The sequence below is a fragment of the Thermostichus sp. OS-CIW-32 genome, assembly GCF_054060415.1.
In genome coordinates, this window is the sequence record NZ_JBSSDD010000005.1 from 193424 (window position 1) to 211858 (window position 18435).

Consider the following 18435-nt stretch of genomic DNA (forward strand, 5'->3'; position numbering starts at 1 on the left):
GTCAGGTATGCCCCTCACCCCCAGCCTCTTTCCAAAAGGGGAGGTCTTCTGACATTGGGGGTGGGCCGGGCAATGGCGGAGCAGGATCCTCACCTTGGGGCAACCAAACTTGGAAGTGGGTCCATCCGTCCGAGCTGTTGACGGAGATATTCCCCCCCATGTGCTCCACCAGTTGCTTCACCAAAGCCAGCCCCAGGCCGGTGCCGCCGTGCTTCCAGCGATCCGATTGCGGGATCCGGTAAAACTTTTCAAAGATGCGGGGCAGCTCTGGCTCTGGGATCTCGCTGCTGTTGCTGCAGACGAAGAGGATCCCCTCTCCTTCTGAGACAACCCGCAGGTGGATGGATCCCTCGGGGGCCGTGTACTTGATGGCGTTGTGCAGCAGCTCGCGCAGAATGCGCCCCAAGCAGGTGGGGTCGGCCCAAAGCGAGGGGATCCCTGACTCCAGGTGCAGTTGCAGGTGTTGATGTTTGGCTTGGGCCAAAGGCTGAGCCCCGGCCAGCAAATCTTGTAAATACCGCGGCAGAAAAATATTCTCTGGTTGCAGCAGATACGTCCCGGCTTCCAGCCGTCGCATATCCAGCAGGTCGTTAATGAGCTCGATTTGCCGGTTGCACTCTTTCAGGGCAATGGTGAAGTAGTGCCGCTGTTTCTCGGGGTTATCGCGGGTCATTTGCAGCATTTGCAAGGCCATGCGCACATTGGTCAGGGGGGTGCGCAGCTCGTGGGAGACGGTGCTGAGGAAATCATCCTTCAGCAAATTCAGCCGCTCCAATTCCTTCACCTGCGCTTGGGCTGCTTGGTACAAACGGGCTTGGCGGATGGCCAGGGCACACAGGTTGGCCACCTGATAGGCCAGTTGAATCTCGTCTTCGGAAAACTCTTGCTCCGGCAGCCGCTCCAACAGCAAAGCTCCCAGCCGCTTCTCTCTGTCCCAAAGGGTGCAGGCCAGCAGCCGCACCCAGCGTCCTTCCTTCCGACAACAGCAGTGGATTTCCCATTTCTGCTGTGAGGAAGAATGGGACTGCAGCAGGCGCAGGAACTCCGGGTCGCTGGCGTAGTCTGGCCCATGCAAGGGATCCGCCCTGTCGCCCTGAGCTGCATCAGAAGAGAGAAGGGGGGAGTAGCAGTAGCCAGGGATCCAGGTTGACCCATCTTCTGTTCGCGCTACTCGGACGGAGTCCTTGAGCAGCAGGATTTGGCAGCAGGTCAGGCTTAGCGCTTCGGCAAGGGTTTTGACCACTTCTTCCAGGATTTCCCCCTCGTTTAGGCTGACCACCATCCGGCTGCTGAGGGCGCGCAGCACCCCCTCAAAATACAAGGCCTGCTGCAGCTTGGCCGTGCGCAGCTCCACCTGGGCTTCTAGCTCCCGGTTGAGGGCTTGCAACTGTTGTTCTGCCCGCTTTTGCTCGGTGATCTCCCGCCCCACCGACAGGATCTCCACCAAGCGGCCTTGGCTGTCGAAAATGCCCTGATCCACCCAGCTAATCCAGCGGGACTGGCCGTTTTCTCCGGGATACTCCCGCTCGCTGCAGTAGAAAGGATGCTCAGGCGTGAGAGCAGCAAAAGCTTGCAACACCTTAGCCTGCTCTTCTTCCGGCAGCCGATCCCGCCAAGGTTGGCCCACCACCTCCTCTGCCCGCCGACCGAAGAAGCGCAAATAGGCAGGATTGACATAGGTGATGCAGGTATCGGGCCGAAAGCGGCAAATGAGCTCTGTCTGCTGCTCCACCACGGCGCGGTATTCTTGCTGCTGCTGCCACAGACGATCCAGCAGGGCCTGCTGAGCTGCTGCCGCCTGCTGCCAGGCTTTGGTTAGCGTCTGCACCTCCTGGATGGGGCCGGGATCCAAAGGGGGCCAGGGCTGGAAACCGCTTTGGATAAATTGCTCGGCTACTTGGGTGAGGCGGCGCAGGGGACGGGAGAGAGCTTCGCCGAGGAGGATCCCTGTCCCCAGCATGCTCAGCAATAGCCCACCCCCCAGCAGCGCAGCCTGTTGGGCGCTCCGATGGACTTTGGCCAGAAGGGTTGCCTCTGGGATCCCATGCACAAAATAAAAGCCCAGCCTCCCTTTACTCTGGAGGGACTCCACCTCCACCCAGTAGGGGATCCCGCCAACCACGAGGCGCAGCGAATTCTGAGAAGAGGCCGTCTCCCAGGAGCCCACCTGCTCTTGCACAGCCACCAGCAGCGGATGGGGAGCAGGCCCCGCCGTACTGGCCACCACCTGTCCTTCCTCGTCCAGCAGAAAGATCGCCCCCATGGGAGAACGGCCTTCCATCTGTTCCAGAAAGGCTTGAAGCTGCCGGACGGAGAGGGAAGCCACTAAGCTGCCGTAAACCCGCCCCTCCGAGTCGGTCAGAGACAGGGACGTCATGATCAGCCGCTCTGGATCCTGGGCAGGAAGCTCCGCAAAAAATCGGGTTACCACCCAAGTGTCGCGGATCCCTTCCGACTGCAGGAGCTGGGGAAACCAGAACAACTGCCTCAGATCCACAAAGCCCAACCGGCGAGTGAACCCTGTGGGATCCCCTGTTTCCGGATCCCGTTGGCGGCCCTGGACGGATCCCGGCAGCAGGCTGGGGGTGTGGTAAGTCCAGATCGACCCATCGGCGTGACGGCGGGCGATCACAAACCCCCCTTGAGCCGAGACAAAGCCGACATAGCTGAGCTCAGGAAATGGCTGCAACTGGCGGGCAAAGTGAGCTTCCAGCACCTCTAGATCGGCTGGGCTGGGGGTTGTCAAATCGGGCAGCAGCCCCCCCCTCACTGCCCCTTGATTGAGGGCATTGATCTGAAGGGGAATTTGCAAATATCTGGCAAGATGCTCTTCGGTGCGGTCGGTAACTTCCCGCCTCAGTTGCTCCGTCAAGCGCAGCGCCAGGTGTCGCCCGCCCTGCCAGGAGAGATAGGCCACTCCCCCCACTCCCCCTGCTACTGAGAGCACTAGGGGCAGCAGCAACGCCACCCGCAAAGGAATGGAGCGGAAAGGCCACCGGGATCGCACTTCAGAAGAACTAGAGGAAGACGGCATGGGATCCCTCACAGAACCTCAGGCTTGGGGAGGTTCCAAAGCCCGCTGCAGAGTGCCAAGGCCGATCTCGGCCGCAATAGCCAGAAGGGCCACTGGAACCGCCCCCACCAGCAGGATGGCGTTGTCGTAGAGAGCAAACCCTAGGGTAATGAAAGTACCCAGCCCTCCTGCGCCGATAAACGCTGCCAGAGTAGCACTGGCAATCACCTCAATGGTAGCCGTTTTAACACCGGCCAAGATCACCGGCAAGGCCAAAGGGATCTCCACGTGCCGTAACACCTGGCCAGGAGTCATGCCCATGCTCAGGGCAGCTTCCCGTAGGGCCGGCTCAAGGCTGCGGAAGGCCACATCCGTGCTGATCAGAATGGGGGGCAACGCCAGAAGGGTTAGGGCGACAACTGCCGAACGAAAGCTGAGGCCGAAATAGGGGATAGCCAAAAACAAAATGGCCAAACTGGGGATCACCCGCAGGCTGCTAAACGCATTGATCACCACCAGAGAAAGCATCTGGGAGCGGGAGCTGAAAAAGCCCAGCGGCAAACCCGACAGCAGCCCCATTCCTAAAGGCACCGCCACCAGTTGCAGGTGTTGGACGAAAGCTTGAAACAGCATGTCGCTGTGGTTCTGGGCGTAGCTGAGGGAGCGGGCCAAAAGGCTCATCTAGAGGTGTGTGGATGACAGAGGGATCCAAGACAAGCCCCAGTGTAGCGCCGGCAGGCGATCTTGACAGTGCGGAATAGTGCAGAGCGGGGATTTAGCACCAATCAGGGAGATGGGGTCACTCCAATTTCGGTCTCCGACCTGCTAACGCGGTGCAATCAACCTCAACTTTCTCCCAAGGATTAGAACCCACAGCGCCGCCTGCCGACAAAAATAACCATCTGTTTCACTGCCCATCTGAGTTGCCATCTCTATCCTGCTGATCTTTCTCAATCTTGTCTGGATCCCTGTTTGGGGCCTGGTTGGCTTCTCGCTCTTGTAAGCGGCGGATTTGGGAGCGCACCTGCAAAGCAATCTGTAAAGCAGTCTCTAGGATACGACCCTGTTCGCTGGCCTGCTCGCTCACCTGCAGAGCTGTCAAAGCTGCCAAGTTATCGCCGAAGAACTCGCTCTGCTGCTCGATCAGGTCTTCGTTTTGCCGCAAGATCCGTTCGGTTTTCAAGGCACGGATGAGATCGGCCCGGGTCAGCTTCAGCGCTTCGATCACCTCAGCCCTCTGGGCCAGCTTCACCTCGGGGTTGCCCGCTTCCACCAACTGGTCGTTGACGTGGATGGCCTGGATGATTCGGTTGTAGCGATCCACCTCCCCCAGCAAGTTCAACAGCAGCGGCATGCGACGGCTGCGGAAAATCCAATAGGCTTGGCCCAGGGCGGCAATAGCCGCCAGGATCCCCCATTCCACCAGCCAAGTGCCCCAAGTGGCCTGTAGGCCAGGGATCCAAATCCGCCCCACCAGGGTAAGTAGGGATCCCCCTGTCCAGAAGGTCAAGAAACGCAAGAACAAGTCCAGCGTCACCAGCAAGCGTAGGAGATCCCAGAAAGCGGAGAACTGGCGCAGACGGTCTTTAAAACGACGAACGGGCCGAGGCCGATACAACCAAGCCACCGGCACTTGAGAGAGGCTTTCAACTTGAGCTGGGGAGATGATCAGCTCTTGCAAGTCCCGCTGCATCGCCATTTGCTCTGCTGAGGCTGGGAAGTTTTCCCATTGTACTTGCGACCTTGAGCAGCTTGGGCTTGCTCAGGGATCCCTTCCCAGAAGGGAAGCTGCCTGGCCAAGTCTCGATAGAATGGGGTTCGCTGGGCTGTTTGCGTCTTCACGCCCTCGTGCTCACGTTGTAGGGCAACAGTGAGACACAAGACAGCTCGTCAAACGCAAAGGAGAAGAGCAGGGTGACCAGCCAATTGCGCCAACTGAAGGCCCATCTCGCTGAACCGGAAAACTTTGCCCCCTACGGACAGGTCATTTGCCCCACTCCCGATCACAAACCCTTCGACAGTCAAGATGCTCAGTTGTTCTTGAATCAAGGGCAGCCCCGCTTTTACATCATGCGCTTGCCTCGCCGCGGCCTCAAGTTTACTCAGATCACCCACCACATCCGCTGCACCCAGTGCCTGGGATCCCTGAATGGCAAGGAGTGGTTTATTGGTGTTGCACCCCCTGCCGATGAGCTGCACGTGGATCAGATTCAAGCCTTTCGGGTGCCTGGGGATCGCTTTATCAAACTGGAGATGGGTACCTGGCATGCCGGCCCCTATTTTGACCACGAAGAGTTCATCGATTTCTACAACTTGGAGCTGGCCGACACCAACATCACCGATCACGAAACCATAAACTTACTCCAAACCTACAACCTGGAGTTCCAGATCACCCCCTGACAAGCTTTTGGGGATCCCTTATCAATCGGGCAAAAAGCAGCATTGATCATTGATCACAGCAATCTTTCGCTTGAGCGCAAGAAGAGTTGTGGGGATCCGTACTCCACTATGGGTGGAGAGAGAAAGTGGGCTTGGATCCCAGTCCTAGTGGATGTAGCCGACTTGGGTGAGCGTTCCTTGACTTGGGCTTAACAAAGGAGGGGCGCGGGGAGCTATAAGTCCCGCGCTGTATGCAAAGCATCAGCGTCGGGATACATGGACTCCCCGCACTTGTCGATTCTCTCGATGGGATAAGACAAGTATTTACCAGCAGCTATAGCTTGTGGTAAACTGCCACTATGCTGACCATGAACTACACTTACCGGATCTATCCAGATGCCGCGCAGCAGGCCAAGCTGCGGTCGTGGCTTGAGACGTGCAGAGGCGTGTACAACTACGCTTTGCGCGAACTCAAAGACTGGATTGCTTCCCGTAAGTGTCCCATAGACAGATGCTCACTGGAGAAGGAATACATCATTCCTGCCGATGAGCCATTCCCGTCTTGCTATCGTCAGCAAAATAACCTACCCAAAGCAAAGAAGCAATTCCCGCATTTGGCCAAGGTGCATTCTCAGGTCTTGCAGACTACGATTCGCAGGCTGCATGATACTTGGGAGGCATTCCAGAAGCGGGGATATGGGTTTCCCCGTTTCAAGAAACAAGGCCAATTTAAGTCTTTTGTGTTTCCCCAGTTCAAGGACAATCCCATCTCCGGCAGCAGTATCAAGCTACCAAAGATAGGAAAAGTGCCTATCAACTTGCATCGTCCTATCCCAGATGGGTTCAAGGTCAAGCAGGTGAGGGTACTGTCCAAGGTAAGAGGGACGCAATGGTATGTCGTCGTTACCATCGAATCGGACATATCGATTCCCGATGCTCCGGTTCACGGTCGTGCGATTGGGATTGATCTGGGATTGGAACGGTTTTTGACGGTTTCAGATGGCAGCTTCCAGGAGCGACCCAAGTTTTTTAGGTCGATGCAACGCAAGCTGAAATTGCTGCAACGCAGAGCGGCACGAAAACAGAAGGGGTCACGAAACTGGGAGAAGGCACAAATCAAAGTTGCCAGAATGCACCATCGGATTGCGAACCGTCGTAAAGATTTCCACCTAAAGACGGCTCATAAGCTTTGTGACCAAGCGCAAACCATCTTTGCAGAAGACCTCAATGTCACAGGCTTGACAGGGGGAATGCTGCGAAAAGATTGTGTCGATGTCGCTTTTGGACAATTTCTGTCTCTGTTGGAATGGGTGTGCTGGAAACGTGGAGTGTACTTCGCTAAAGTCAACTCCAACGGGACTAGCCAAACCTGTCCCAAATGTTTTGCTACTGTCAGCAAAACGTTGACAGCAAGGGAGCATCATTGTCCTGAGTGTGGGTATCGGACGCATCGGGATCATGCAGCAGCAGAAATGGTTTTGCATCGTGGACTAGAGAATGTAGTAGCCCAGGGACTCTGGGGAACGGAAACAGCCTGCCAAGTCGTTCTGTCGGGGGTCTATGACCTAGATAAGTGGCGTGGGGCAGGAATGCCTAACCGTGAGGTTAGGAAGCCCGCGCTGTACCCGTAGGGTCAGCGTCGGGAGGATGTCACGTTATACCCTTGTCGGCATGAGTTTTGACGCTGTGGCCCACTCGGCCAGGTGATAGAACAGGGTCAAACCCAGCAGCATTTGGGAGGTTTGTTGTCATGGCTACGTTGCAACCCAAAGTGACCCACCAGCTTTTGGCGGCCTTAGCCCTGTTTGCCTGTCTGGGCTTGTTGCCTGCTTGTGGCGAGAGCAGCAGCAGCACCGTCAGCCCCCCCAGCATCACCCCCACCCCCACCGGCTCATAATTCGGCTGGTTTTTGCATGCCCTTGCAGCGGTTGCCCAAGTTGGTTCAGCTTTGGGCTTTGAGGATTGCGGGGATCTTTTGTCTTTGTCTGCTGGCGGCCTGTGGAGGATCCCCTACCTCGATGGAGCCACCGCGGGCAGGGGAAGTGCCGATTGCCAGCTTCCTGTGCCGGTTGGATCGCCAGACCCGCAGCTTCACGGGGCCTATTTACGCCGAACAGCCCCAGGTTGCTACCTGCAACCCCGGTCGCCTTACGCCTGCAGCAGCCCAAAAGATGATGGATCGGCTGAATTTTCTACGGCTGTTGCACCAGTTACCGCCGGTGAAGCTCAATCCTCAGTTCCTAGAAGCCGCCCAGCAAGCGGCCTTGATGCAGGTAGCCAATGGTACTCTCAGCCACCAGCCGCCCCCTTCTTGGCGCTGCTTTACCCCTGCTGGGGAGGCGGGATCCCGCTTCAGCAACCTGGCGGTTGGGCCCATCCTAGAGCTGAACGGCCCCGATCCAGGCCGGGTGTTGGCGCGGCAGGTGGACATCTATTTTGCCGAGCCAGGTCGAGAAAACTTTGTGGATGTGGGGCATCGCCGCTGGAACCTGTATCCTCAGTACGCCCAGGGGGCCTACGGCATTGTCTTTGACCCACGGGCTGGACGGGTGACCCAGGCCAACGCCAACTGGATCTTCGGTTTTGACGAGTCGGTGCCAGATCCAGAGTTCATCGCCTTCCCGGAGAAAGACGGCTACCTCTACCGCCTAGAAGGGTTTTCCGGCCAGCCCCTGTCTGCCTACCGCTGGTCTTTCTCGGTGCCCAGCCGTGGCGGCAAGGCTGATCTCAGCCAAGCCCAAGTCCGCATCACCGATGCCCTCAGCGGCGAGCCGGTGCCTGTTGGAGATCTCCGCGTGGGGGATCCCGCCTTTGGCCTGGAAACTTTGACCTACTCCGTGGGTTCGATCCAGCCCAATCGCAACTACACCTTTGAAATTAGCGGCATTCGCCTCAACGGTGGCCCCCCCCGCAGCTACCGCTACACCACCGCTCTCTACGACTGCGATCCCCAAACTTCCCAACGGCCCGTACCCCTCACCGAAGGGCTGGGGATCCCGCCCCGTCTGCTCTGGCAGATGGAGCCTTTCAACTCTTTCAACCCTCTCAACTAGCTTTTCCTCACCCCCAGCCCCTTTCCCAAAGGGGAGAGAGGAGTCTGCTGCTCCTGGAAGCTTGACTTTATGCATAAAGCGCAATTCGAGAATGACAAAACTGCATAACCTGTTACAAAGTGTAACTGCCAATACCAAAGTTAACGGTTCGTTATCGCTAGGGTAGCCAGTGTTCACCCCACGGCAGCGATCATGGCGAACCAATTTGAACGCCTCAAAAGCGAAAAGGATGGGCTGGCGGTCAAGGCCGAGCTGGAGGCGTTTGCCCGGATGGGTTGGGAGAACATTCCTGAAGACGACCGGGATCACCGCCTCAAGTGGCTGGGGATCTTCTTTCGCAAGCGCACCCCAGGTCAGTTCATGCTGCGGCTGCGCCTGCCCAATGGGATCCTAACCAGCGGCCAAATGCGGATGTTGGGCGCAATCATCCACCCCTATGGAGAACAGGGCGTAGCCGACATCACCACCCGGCAGAACCTGCAACTGCGGGGCATCCCCATCGAGGAAATGCCCCAGATCCTGGGCTACCTGAAAGAGGTAGGCCTGACCAGCATCCAGTCGGGCATGGACAACGTGCGCAACATCACGGGATCCCCTCTGGCCGGTATTGACCCGGACGAGCTGATCGATGTGCGCGGCCTCACTCGCAAGGTGCAGGACATGATCACCAACAACGGCGAGGGCAACCCTTCCTTCAGCAACCTGCCGCGCAAGTTCAACATCGCCATCTGCGGTTGTCGCGACAACTCGGTGCATGCCGAGATCAACGACCTGGCCTTTGTGCCCGCCTTCAAAAATGGCCGCCTGGGCTTCAACGTCCTGGTGGGCGGCTTTTTCTCTGCTCGCCGCTGCGCCGAGGCAATTGGCCTAGATGTCTGGGTGGATCCCCGCGATGTAGTTCCCCTGTGCGAGGCGGTGCTGCTGGTCTACCGGGATCACGGCCTGCGGGCCAACCGGCAAAAGGCGCGGTTGATGTGGCTCATTGACGAGTGGGGCCTAGAGAAGTTCCGGGCGGCTGTGGAGCGCCAGATAGGCCACCCTCTGCCCAGGGCAGCGGAAAAAGACGAGGTGGTCTGGCACAAGCGGGATCTGCTGGGGGTGCATGCCCAGAAGCAGCCGGGCCTCAACTTTGTCGGCCTGCATGTGCCGGTGGGGCGGCTCAACGCCCTGGAGATGATGGAGCTGGCCCGCTTGGCGGAGGTGTACGGCTCCGGGGAGCTGCGGCTGACAGTGGAGCAGAACGTGCTCATCCCCAATGTGCCCGACTCCCGAGTGGCCCCGCTCCTCAAAGAGCCGCTCTTGAAGAAGTTCTCCCCCAACCCAGGGCCCTTGCAGCGGGGGTTGGTGTCCTGCACGGGCAACCAGTTCTGCAACTTTGCCCTTATCGAGACCAAAAACCGGGCTGTGGCCTTGATGGAGGAGCTGGAGGCGGAGCTGGAGATCCCCCAAACGGTGCGCATCCACTGGACGGGCTGCCCCAACTCCTGCGGCCAACCCCAAGTAGCCGATATCGGCCTTATGGGCACCACTGCTCGCAAGGACGGCAGGGTGGTGGAGGCCGTGGACATCTACATGGGGGGAGAGGTGGGCAAAGACGCCAAGCTGGGCGAATGCGTGCGCAAAGGGATCCCTTGCGAAGACCTCAAGCCGGTCTTGGTGGAGCTGCTCATTGAACACTTTGGGGCCAAGCCGCGTCAGCATCCGTCCGCCGCCCAGGCTTCTGTTTTGGTAACCCGCTAGCGGTTCTGTTGCCGTCCTGAAAGTTTTTCTTTCTTCGTCGTTGTAAATCTTGGAGGTTTCGATGTCTAAGCTGTTCAGCACTTCCTCTCCCGTCTCCCGTCGGCAATTTTTGGCCGGGGTGGCTGCTCTCACGGCTGGGGCGGCCACGGCTGGGATCCCGCGCGCCCAATCGCAATCCTTGGGCAAAGGCTACTGGGTGGCGCAGGCCGATACTCCCGAAACCACCAGCGCCAAGCTGGGGTTCATCGCTCTAACCGACGCGGCCCCCCTGATCATCGCCAAAGAAAAGGGGTTCTTTGACAAGTACGGCATGAAGGACGTAGAGGTGGTCAAGCAGGCCTCTTGGGGCACCACCCGCGACAACTTGGTGCTGGGATCCGCCGCCGGCGGCATCGATGGGGCACACATCCTCACCCCCATGCCCTACCTCATCACCACCGGCAAAGTTACCGATGGCAAGCCGGTGCCTATGTACATTTTGGCCCGTCTCAATCTGGACGGTCAGGGCATTAGCATTTCCAACCAATATCGGGATTTGCAAATCGGCCTGGATAGTTCCCCCCTCAAGGCCAAGTTTGCCGAGGTCCGAGCTGCCGGCGGGGATCCCAAATGCGCGATGACCTTCCCCGGCGGTACCCACGACGTGTGGATGCGCTACTGGCTGGCCGCAGGCGGGATCGATCCCACTAGCGACGTCTCCATCATTGTGGTGCCGCCGCCGCAGATGGTGGCCAATATGAAATCCAGAACCATGGAAGCCTTCTGTGTGGGCGAGCCTTGGAATGCCCAGCTGGTGAACCAAAAAGAGGGGTATAGTGCCCTCACCACCGGCGAGCTGTGGAACGGCCACCCGGAAAAGGCCTTTGCCCTGCGGGCCGACTGGGTGGATGCGCACCCGAAAGCCACCCTTGCCCTGTTGAAAGCGGTGCTAGAAGCCCAGATCTGGTGCGACCAGATGGAAAACAAAGAGGAGATGTGTCGCATCATCGGCGACCGTCGCTGGCTGGGGGTTCCCGTGACCGATATCTTGGGCCGTTCTCGGGGCACTTTTGACTACGGCACCGGCAAGGTCGTTGAAAACAGCCCCCACCTGATGAAGTTCTGGCAGAACTACGCTTCCTACCCCTTCAAGAGCCACGATCTCTGGTTTTTGACCGAAAACATTCGCTGGGGTTACCTACCTGCCGACACCGATACCAAAGCCTTGGTGGAGCGGGTGAATCGGGAAGAACTCTGGCGAGAAGCTGCCAAAGCCATTGGTCAGGGGGCAGCCATTCCCCCCAGCACCTCTCGAGGAGTGGAAACCTTCTTCGACGGGGTGCAGTTCGATCCCGAAAATCCTGCCGCCTACCTGGAGAAATTGGCGATTAAGAAGCTGGCCTAATTTCCCAACTTTCCCCAGCAAGTTAGCTGCAAACCCTCTGTCCAGGAGAGAAGGGATCCCCGAATCCCCACAAAGAGTGTTCAACTGAAACCCCTTCTCTCTTGGGATCCTCTTAAGTTGACTTCAACCTTACTCCCAGCAAGCCATGAGGATTTTCCACTCTGCCCTACAGTTGGGCTACCACCTCTTTCGGATCCTGCTTCCCCTACTGGTTGGCCTAGGCCACTGGCTGCTGAAAACCGGCCAAGGTTCTGTTCTTCAGTCCAGTACCGGAATCGGTTCCCCCGCCAGTTCTGCACCTTCTTCTGCTTGGCGGCAAAGAGTCCAAATCCACAAAGCGCTGCGTCGCATTCTGTTGCCCGCTACGGCCATTTTGCTCGTCCTGATTCTCTGGCAAATCATTTACAGCCGCCCCGGAGCCAACTTGCCCACCCCTCTCCAGGTTTGGCAGGACACCTGGGATCCCCTCATTAAAGATCCCTTTTTTGACTATGGCGGCAATGCCAAAGGGCTGTTCTGGCAAATTTGGGCCAGCTTGCGGCGGGTGTTCATTGGGTTTGCCCTGGCCGGCTTGGTGGGGGTTGTGGGCGGCATGATCATCGGGGTCAATCGCTGGCTGTACGAGGCTTTGGATCCCATTTTTCAGGTGCTGCGCACGGTGCCGCCTTTGGCCTGGCTGCCGATTTCTTTGGCTGCCTTTCGAGATGCCAACCCTTCCGCCATTTTCGTAATCTTCATTACGGCCCTCTGGCCCATTTTGATCAACACCGTTGTCGGCGTACAGCAGATCCCACAGGACTACCGCAATGTGGCGAGAATTGTGCGCATGTCCGGCTGGAAGTACTTTTTCAAAATCGTTTTCCCGGCAACTGTGCCCTATATTTTTACCGGCCTGCGCATTGGGGTGGGCTTGTCTTGGCTGGCCATTGTGGCAGCGGAAATGTTGATTGGCGGTGTGGGCATTGGATTTTTCATCTGGGATGCCTGGAATAGCTCCCGCATCAGCGAAATCATTCTGGCTTTGATCTATGTCGGGATGGTGGGTCTTCTGCTGGATCGCATCACGGCTTGGATTGGCTCGCTGGTGGTGGCTGAGGATCGCTAAATGAGCTTGGCCGAGTTTTAGATTGGTTGCTGACAATTTCTCCATGCTCTCAGAAATCATCTCAGGGGAATCATGAAGACCCAGCCTTACATTGAAGTGGATCATGTCGACAAGGAATTTCTCCTCGACAACGGAGAGGTCTATCCTGTCCTGAAAGACATCCACCTGGAGATCCAAAAAGGGGAATTTGTCTCGTTGATTGGCCACTCCGGCTGTGGCAAATCGACCCTACTCAACATCATCGCCGGCCTGGAAAAGCCTTCCCGAGGGGGCATTCTCCTGGAGGGCCGACAGGTTACGGATCCCGGCCCGGATCGCATGGTGGTGTTTCAGAACTATTCCCTGCTGCCCTGGCTGACGGTGCGGGAGAACATTGCCCTGGCCGTGGACGAGGTGCTGGGATCCCTTCCCAAAGCAGAGCGAAGCCGGATTGTGGAAGAGCACATCCGCCAGGTGGGGTTGCAGGGGGCAGCCGACAAGCGACCGGCCCATCTGTCAGGAGGGATGAAACAGCGGGTAGCCATTGCCCGGGCTTTGGCCATCCGTCCGCGGGTGCTGCTGTTGGATGAGCCCTTTGGCGCTCTGGACGCCCTGACGCGCGGCAACCTGCAGGAGCAACTGATGGAGATTGCCCAGGCGGAGCAGCTCACCTGTGTCATGGTTACCCACGATGTGGATGAGGCGCTGCTGCTTTCGGATCGGGTGGTAATGATGACCAATGGCCCGGAGGCCCGCATTGGCCAGATTTTGCGGATCCCTTTTCCTCGACCCCGCCATCGTTTGGAAGTGGTGCGTCACCCCGACTACTACAGCCTGCGGGGAGAGATGATCTACTTTCTCAACCAGCAAAAGCGGGCTCGCCAAAAAACGCCTGTTCGCGTGGCCATTGCCAAACACGGCCTGGAGAAGGTCAATTTGGAGGTTGGCTTTGTGCCCCTCAACGACTGCGCCCCGCTGGTGGTGGCGCAGGAAAAAGGCCTGTTTCAAAAGCATGGCCTGGAGCAGGTCACCCTGGTGCGGGAGCCAGGCTGGAAGACCATCTGGGAAGGGATCCGCTCCGGTCGGCTGGATGCGGCCATGGTGGTGGCCGGGATCCCGTTGGCTTCCACGTTGGGGGTGGGGGGAGTTCCGGTGCCTTTGATTACCGCGCTAACCCTCTCCCGCGGCGGCAACGCCATTACCTTCGGGCGCAGACTTTTGGAGCGAGGCGTTCAAAGCCTGGCGGATTTTCGCCAATACCTCAACCACACCCCCGACACAGTCCACACCCTGGGAGTGGTTCATCCGGCTTCCATGCAAAACTTCCTGTTGCGGCACTGGCTGGCCGGTGGGGGGGTGGATCCGGATCGGGACGTTACGTTGACGGTGATCCCGCCGCCGCAGATGGTGGCCCACCTCAAGGCCGGCAACATCGATGGCTACTGCGTGGGCGAGCCCTGGAACTCCCGCGCCGTGCGGGAACAGTTGGGATTTATCGTCACCACCACTCCCGAAATCTTGCCCAGCCACATTGAAAAAGTGCTGACAGTGCGCCAGGATTGGGCGCAAAACTACCCCCGCACCCATGTAGCTCTGGTCAAGGCACTACTGGAGGCTTGTCACTACTGCGATCAGCCGCAGCACCGTTCTGAGATCTTGGAGTGGCTGGCTCAGCCCCAGTATGTGGGCGTGGCCCTGGAGGATCTGCAGCCGGGGTGGACGGGCATCCTGCAGCGGGGAATTGCCGATGAATCCCAAGCCCTCACCGGTTTTCACCAGTTTGCCAACGGGCGCAACACCTGTCCGGAAAGGTTGGAACACCTCTGGATCCTGACGCAAATGGCTCGCTGGGGACTCTGCGCTTTTCCCCGCAATTGGGTTTCGGTTCTCGACCAAGTTCTGGACAGCGAAACCTACGCCCTAGCCGCCAGAGAACTGGGCCTTCCGGATCGGGCCCACGACCGCGGAGCTTTACTCTTTGGCGATGGATCCCGCTTTGACGGAGAGGATCCCGTTGCTTACCTGGAGTCGGTGGCCATCCGGCAGGATCTGAAACTGCAGGAGTACCGGCTCAGCGAAGTTTAGCTTTTGTTACCTTAAACTCTCGATTGGAAAACACCATGATGACCAGTTCTCGCCTATCTTCCTCACCGCTATCTTCTGCATCTCCGGTTGCAGGACTGCCCCTTCTTTGTCTTCAGAATGTGGGCAAGACCTACTTCACCTCAGCAGGGCCCTTCGTTGCGCTGGAAAATATCAATCTGGAAGTGGCCGCCGGTGAGTTTGTTTGCATTATCGGCCACTCGGGTTGTGGCAAATCCACCTTGATCAACATGGTGGCGGGTTTTTCGACTCCCACTTCGGGATCCATCGCCCTCAAGGGCCAGCCCATCACCTCCCCAGGGCCAGATCGGATGATGGTGTTTCAACATTATTCCCTTTTGCCCTGGCTGACTGCCTTTGAAAATATTTATCTGGTGGTGGATCAGGTGTACCCAACCAAACCCCGGTGGGAAAAAAGGGAAATTGTTCAAGAACATCTGGAATTGGTAGGTTTGGCGGAAGCAGCCCACAAGCGGCCCAAGCAGCTTTCTGGAGGCATGAAGCAAAGGGTAGCCATTGCCCGTGCTCTTGCCGTTCGTCCGCAAGTTTTGCTCTTGGATGAGCCTTTTGGGGCCTTGGATGCCATTACCAAGGAAGATCTACAAGATGAGCTGCTGGCCATTTGGCGGGATCACCGCTGCACAGTTTTGATGATTACCCACGACATCGACGAGGCTCTCTACTTGTCAGACCGTGTGGTGATGATGACCAACGGCCCCGCTGCCCATATCGGCGAGATCTTGACCATTCCCTTCGAGCGACCGCGCATCCGCTCCCGCATTATGGAAATGCCTGAGTTCTACGAATTGCGTAACCGCGCCCTTGACTTCCTCTATCGCCGCTTTGCCCATGGAGGGGATTGAGCTAGGGTTCAAAATACTTGGAGAGGGAAGTTGATGGCCGCTGCTCCGGTTCAGGTAGCTCCAACCGATCTCCCAATGGAGAAGCGGGTCTCTACCCTGCCCAAAACCCTTGCCGACTATCTGGCCAATCCGGTTGCCCAAACCAAATGGGTAGATGGCTACATTGTGGAGAAAGTGGGGCAAACCTTAGGGCATGCAAAGATCCAAACCCGACTTCTCTTCCGTTGGCTCGGTTATGTTGAATGTCAGCCATTGGGGGGTATGGTTTTGGTGAAGGCTCCCGGCCAAACCAAAGGCAGAGTCAGAAGACCTGATGCTGCCTGCTCATCTCCAGATTTAATCCAGCAATTTGGAGAGGATATTGCCACGCTGCTGCAGAGCTATCCTCTGGTTGAGGAGATCTTCTCTCCAACCGACTGTGGAGAAGATATTTTCCTAAAAGCCCAAGAGTATCTCAGCTCCGATGTACTGGAAGTCTGGCTGATTTTTCCCAGAAGCAAATACGTTTTTATCCAAACTCAAGATGGCCATCTTTGGCTAGCTGAACAGGACACTGACAAGAGCTAGGTTGTATTACCTGGCTTGGAGATCCAAGTTGCCGCTCTTCTCAGCTAAGGGATCCAAAATGCGAGAGAATTGGGCGTTTAATAGGGATCCCAACTCATGGTGACCGCGATGGAGTCGGAAAAAGCTGTCATCAAAACCCTATGTCCCTATTGCGGTGTGGGATGTGGATTGGAGGCGGTTTCGACAGCCTCAGGTGACTGGAAAATGAGAGGCGACCGGGATCATCCTTCCAGCTTGGGGATGGTCTGTGTAAAGGGGGCCACGATCCTGGAGGCAGTTGGTCGAGATCGGCTGCTCTCTCCCCTGTTTCGGGAGAGCTTGGATCAGCCCTTTCGCCGCATTTCTTGGGATCAGGCTTTTGAGGAGATGGTTTCTCGGCTGCGCCGCCTCAAAGACAACCCCCACTCCATAGCCATGTATGGATCGGGGCAGTTGCTCACTGAAGACTATTACGTTGCTCAAAAGCTCATTAAGGGCTGCCTGGGCACCAATAATTTTGACACCAACTCGCGCCTGTGCATGTCCTCAGCCGTCTCGGCCTACACCCAATCCCTGGGATCCGATGGCCCCCCCTGCTGCTACGAGGATCTCGATCTCTGCAATCTGGCTTTTCTGGTGGGCACCAACACCGCCGAGTGCCACCCCATTCTTTTTAATCGCTTGAAGAAGCGGCACAAGCCCGGATCCCCCCTCAAAATGGTGGTCGTGGATCCCCGGCGCACTCAGACAGCAGAAGCTGCCGATCTCCACTTAAAAATTCGCCCCGGTACGGATATCGATCTTTTCAATGGGATTGCCCATTTGTTGTTAAAGTGGGGATCCATTGCTGCTGATTTTATCGAGGGCTGCACCCAAGGTTTTGCTGAATATGCAGCTTTGCTGGCCGATTATGAACCGCAGATTGTGGCCCAGCGCTGCGGAATTGCCACCGAGGATTTGATCGAAGCAGCCAAGCTTTGGCAGGGATCCCAAAGGGTTCTCTCCCTTTGGTCGATGGGCCTAAACCAGTCCAGTGAGGGCACCGCCAAGATCACCAGCCTAATCAATCTCCATCTCCTGACCGGGCAAATTGGCCGACCGGGGACGGGCCCCTTTTCCTTGACCGGCCAGCCCAATGCCATGGGTGGTCGAGAGGCGGGGGGGTTATCTCATCTGCTGCCGGGATATCGGCTGGTGAGCCAGCCCCAGCATCGGGCAGAGGTGGAGCAGGCTTGGGGCTTGCCCGGCGGCTCCATCTCCCCCCACCCAGGGCTGAGGGCTACCGAGATGATTGCCGCTCTGGAGACGGGATCCCTGCAGTTCTTTTGGATTGTGGCCACCAATCCTTTGGTGAGCTTTCCGGATCTGGAACGGGTTAAAAAAGCCCTGAAAAAGTCTCCCTTTACTGTTTATCAAGAGGCTTATTACCCTACAGAAACGGCAGAATATGCCCATTTGCTTTTGCCCGCCTGCCAGTGGAGCGAGAAAACCGGGGTGATGACCAACTCCGAGCGCAGGGTTACCCTTTGTCAAGCCTTTCGAGACCCCCCTGGCGAGGCCCGACCCGATTGGGAGATCTTTGCTGAAGTGGGGCGCAGGTTGGGCTTTGAAGCGCAATTTTCCTTCCAAACCGCGGCAGAGGTTTATGCAGAATTTGCCGCCCTTACCGCAAATCGCCTCTGCGATCACTCCGGCCTCAGCCATGCCCTTTTGGCAGAACAAGGCCCTCAGCAATGGCCTTATCCCAAAGAAAGAACCTCGGCCCCTAAGTCCACTCGCCTCTACACAGATTGGCGTTTCCCGACCCCCAATGGCCGCGCCCGCTTTATCCCCCACCCTTCCCGTGGCTTGGCGGAGCCACCCAACCCTCAGTTCCCTTACGTGTTAACTACGGGCAGGCTATACGGCCATTGGCACACCCAAACCCGTACCGGCAGGATTGAAAAAATCAAGCACATGCACCCCCAACCCTTTATGGAGATCCATCCTCGCGATGCGGAAAAGCTGGGCCTCCAAGATGGGGATTGGGTTCAGGTGCGTTCTGCCCGCGGGCGGGCCTATTTCCCGGCCAAGATAACTGCCAACATCGCCCCTGGAACAGTGTTTGTGCCCATGCACTGGGGATCCCTCTGGGCAGAACAAGCCGAGTGTAATGCCCTTACCCATGACATCAGTTGTCCCGATTCCGGCCAGCCGGAATTAAAAGCCTGTGCCGTTGCTCTTGAGAAAGCCGACCCACCGCTCAAGCAATCCCCTCAACTCTAGATTTG

The 18435-nt window shown here is 57.5% G+C and carries 14 protein-coding genes; 11 read left to right on the plus strand and 3 right to left on the minus strand.

From position 1 onward, the window contains the following. Position 1: 1 nt before the first annotated feature. From ACVWY8_RS08240 to ACVWY8_RS08250, 3 genes are all read right to left on the minus strand, one after another. Positions 2 to 3034 carry an ATP-binding protein gene (locus ACVWY8_RS08240; protein ID WP_457394241.1) on the minus strand — a complete coding sequence of 1011 codons (3033 nt, stop codon included), beginning with the start codon at positions 3032 to 3034 and terminating at the stop codon, positions 2 to 4. An 18-nt stretch (positions 3035 to 3052) separates the two neighbouring features. Next, complete coding sequence (locus ACVWY8_RS08245; protein WP_457394243.1) at positions 3053 to 3694, minus strand: ABC transporter permease; 642 nt, start codon at positions 3692 to 3694, stop codon at positions 3053 to 3055. A 226-nt stretch (positions 3695 to 3920) separates the two neighbouring features. Beyond that, positions 3921 to 4712 (minus strand): hypothetical protein, encoded by a 792-nt coding sequence (locus ACVWY8_RS08250; RefSeq protein WP_457394245.1) that lies wholly within the window; start codon positions 4710 to 4712, stop codon positions 3921 to 3923. Between the two features lie 215 nt (positions 4713 to 4927). Between ACVWY8_RS08250 and ACVWY8_RS08255 the strand changes: the two genes are divergently transcribed. From ACVWY8_RS08255 to ACVWY8_RS08305, 11 genes are all read left to right on the plus strand, one after another. Continuing rightward, positions 4928 to 5413 (plus strand): ureidoglycolate lyase, encoded by a 486-nt coding sequence (locus ACVWY8_RS08255; protein ID WP_011431703.1) that lies wholly within the window; start codon positions 4928 to 4930, stop codon positions 5411 to 5413. A gap of 347 nt (positions 5414 to 5760) precedes the next feature. Beyond that, on the plus strand, positions 5761 to 7023 hold the full coding sequence (locus ACVWY8_RS08260) for an RNA-guided endonuclease InsQ/TnpB family protein (RefSeq protein ID WP_457394247.1): 1263 nt from the start codon (positions 5761 to 5763) through the stop codon (positions 7021 to 7023). 119 nt (positions 7024 to 7142) lie between these two features. Further along, positions 7143 to 7289 carry a hypothetical protein gene (locus tag ACVWY8_RS08265; RefSeq protein WP_187147246.1) on the plus strand — a complete coding sequence of 49 codons (147 nt, stop codon included), beginning with the start codon at positions 7143 to 7145 and terminating at the stop codon, positions 7287 to 7289. A 16-nt stretch (positions 7290 to 7305) separates the two neighbouring features. Beyond that, positions 7306 to 8445 (plus strand): CAP domain-containing protein, encoded by a 1140-nt coding sequence (locus ACVWY8_RS08270; RefSeq protein ID WP_457394250.1) that lies wholly within the window; start codon positions 7306 to 7308, stop codon positions 8443 to 8445. Positions 8446 to 8637: 192 nt separating this feature from the next. Then, a complete protein-coding gene (locus ACVWY8_RS08275; protein WP_414389720.1) occupies positions 8638 to 10185 on the plus strand; it encodes a ferredoxin--nitrite reductase in 1548 nt (515 codons plus the stop codon). Positions 10186 to 10246: 61 nt separating this feature from the next. Continuing rightward, a complete protein-coding gene (locus ACVWY8_RS08280; RefSeq protein WP_457394252.1) occupies positions 10247 to 11569 on the plus strand; it encodes a CmpA/NrtA family ABC transporter substrate-binding protein in 1323 nt (440 codons plus the stop codon). A 145-nt stretch (positions 11570 to 11714) separates the two neighbouring features. Beyond that, complete coding sequence (gene ntrB / locus ACVWY8_RS08285) at positions 11715 to 12674, plus strand: nitrate ABC transporter permease (RefSeq protein WP_011431708.1); 960 nt, start codon at positions 11715 to 11717, stop codon at positions 12672 to 12674. Positions 12675 to 12746: 72 nt separating this feature from the next. Further along, positions 12747 to 14738, plus strand: a complete 1992-nt coding sequence (locus tag ACVWY8_RS08290) for an ABC transporter ATP-binding/substrate-binding protein (RefSeq protein WP_414406876.1) — start codon at positions 12747 to 12749, stop codon at positions 14736 to 14738. Positions 14739 to 14776: 38 nt separating this feature from the next. Continuing rightward, on the plus strand, positions 14777 to 15619 hold the full coding sequence (locus ACVWY8_RS08295; protein WP_457394283.1) for an ABC transporter ATP-binding protein: 843 nt from the start codon (positions 14777 to 14779) through the stop codon (positions 15617 to 15619). A gap of 33 nt (positions 15620 to 15652) precedes the next feature. Then, positions 15653 to 16186, plus strand: coding sequence for a Uma2 family endonuclease (locus tag ACVWY8_RS08300; protein WP_457394254.1), 534 nt, complete (start codon positions 15653 to 15655; stop codon positions 16184 to 16186). Between the two features lie 108 nt (positions 16187 to 16294). After that, positions 16295 to 18430: a molybdopterin oxidoreductase family protein gene (locus tag ACVWY8_RS08305; RefSeq protein ID WP_457394286.1), complete on the plus strand. Its 2136-nt coding sequence runs from the start codon at positions 16295 to 16297 to the stop codon at positions 18428 to 18430. Positions 18431 to 18435 lie beyond the last annotated feature (5 nt).

Excerpts from the sequence above, each read along its gene's own strand:
- ACVWY8_RS08245 (WP_457394243.1), bottom strand. The coding sequence starts at position 3,694 with ATGAGCCTTTTGGCCCGCTCCCTCAGCTACGCCCAGAACCACAGCGAC.
- ACVWY8_RS08300 (WP_457394254.1), top strand. The coding sequence starts at position 15,653 with ATGGCCGCTGCTCCGGTTCAGGTAGCTCCAACCGATCTCCCAATGGAG.
- ACVWY8_RS08250 (WP_457394245.1), bottom strand. The coding sequence starts at position 4,712 with ATGGCGATGCAGCGGGACTTGCAAGAGCTGATCATCTCCCCAGCTCAA.
- ACVWY8_RS08275 (WP_414389720.1), top strand. The coding sequence starts at position 8,638 with ATGGCGAACCAATTTGAACGCCTCAAAAGCGAAAAGGATGGGCTGGCG.
- ACVWY8_RS08280 (WP_457394252.1), top strand. The coding sequence starts at position 10,247 with ATGTCTAAGCTGTTCAGCACTTCCTCTCCCGTCTCCCGTCGGCAATTT.
- ACVWY8_RS08260 (WP_457394247.1), top strand. The coding sequence starts at position 5,761 with ATGAACTACACTTACCGGATCTATCCAGATGCCGCGCAGCAGGCCAAG.
- ACVWY8_RS08240 (WP_457394241.1), bottom strand. The coding sequence starts at position 3,034 with ATGCCGTCTTCCTCTAGTTCTTCTGAAGTGCGATCCCGGTGGCCTTTC.
- ntrB (WP_011431708.1), top strand. The coding sequence starts at position 11,715 with ATGAGGATTTTCCACTCTGCCCTACAGTTGGGCTACCACCTCTTTCGG.
- ACVWY8_RS08265 (WP_187147246.1), top strand. The coding sequence starts at position 7,143 with ATGGCTACGTTGCAACCCAAAGTGACCCACCAGCTTTTGGCGGCCTTA.
- ACVWY8_RS08295 (WP_457394283.1), top strand. The coding sequence starts at position 14,777 with ATGACCAGTTCTCGCCTATCTTCCTCACCGCTATCTTCTGCATCTCCG.
- ACVWY8_RS08270 (WP_457394250.1), top strand. The coding sequence starts at position 7,306 with ATGCCCTTGCAGCGGTTGCCCAAGTTGGTTCAGCTTTGGGCTTTGAGG.
- ACVWY8_RS08305 (WP_457394286.1), top strand. The coding sequence starts at position 16,295 with ATGGAGTCGGAAAAAGCTGTCATCAAAACCCTATGTCCCTATTGCGGT.
- ACVWY8_RS08290 (WP_414406876.1), top strand. The coding sequence starts at position 12,747 with ATGAAGACCCAGCCTTACATTGAAGTGGATCATGTCGACAAGGAATTT.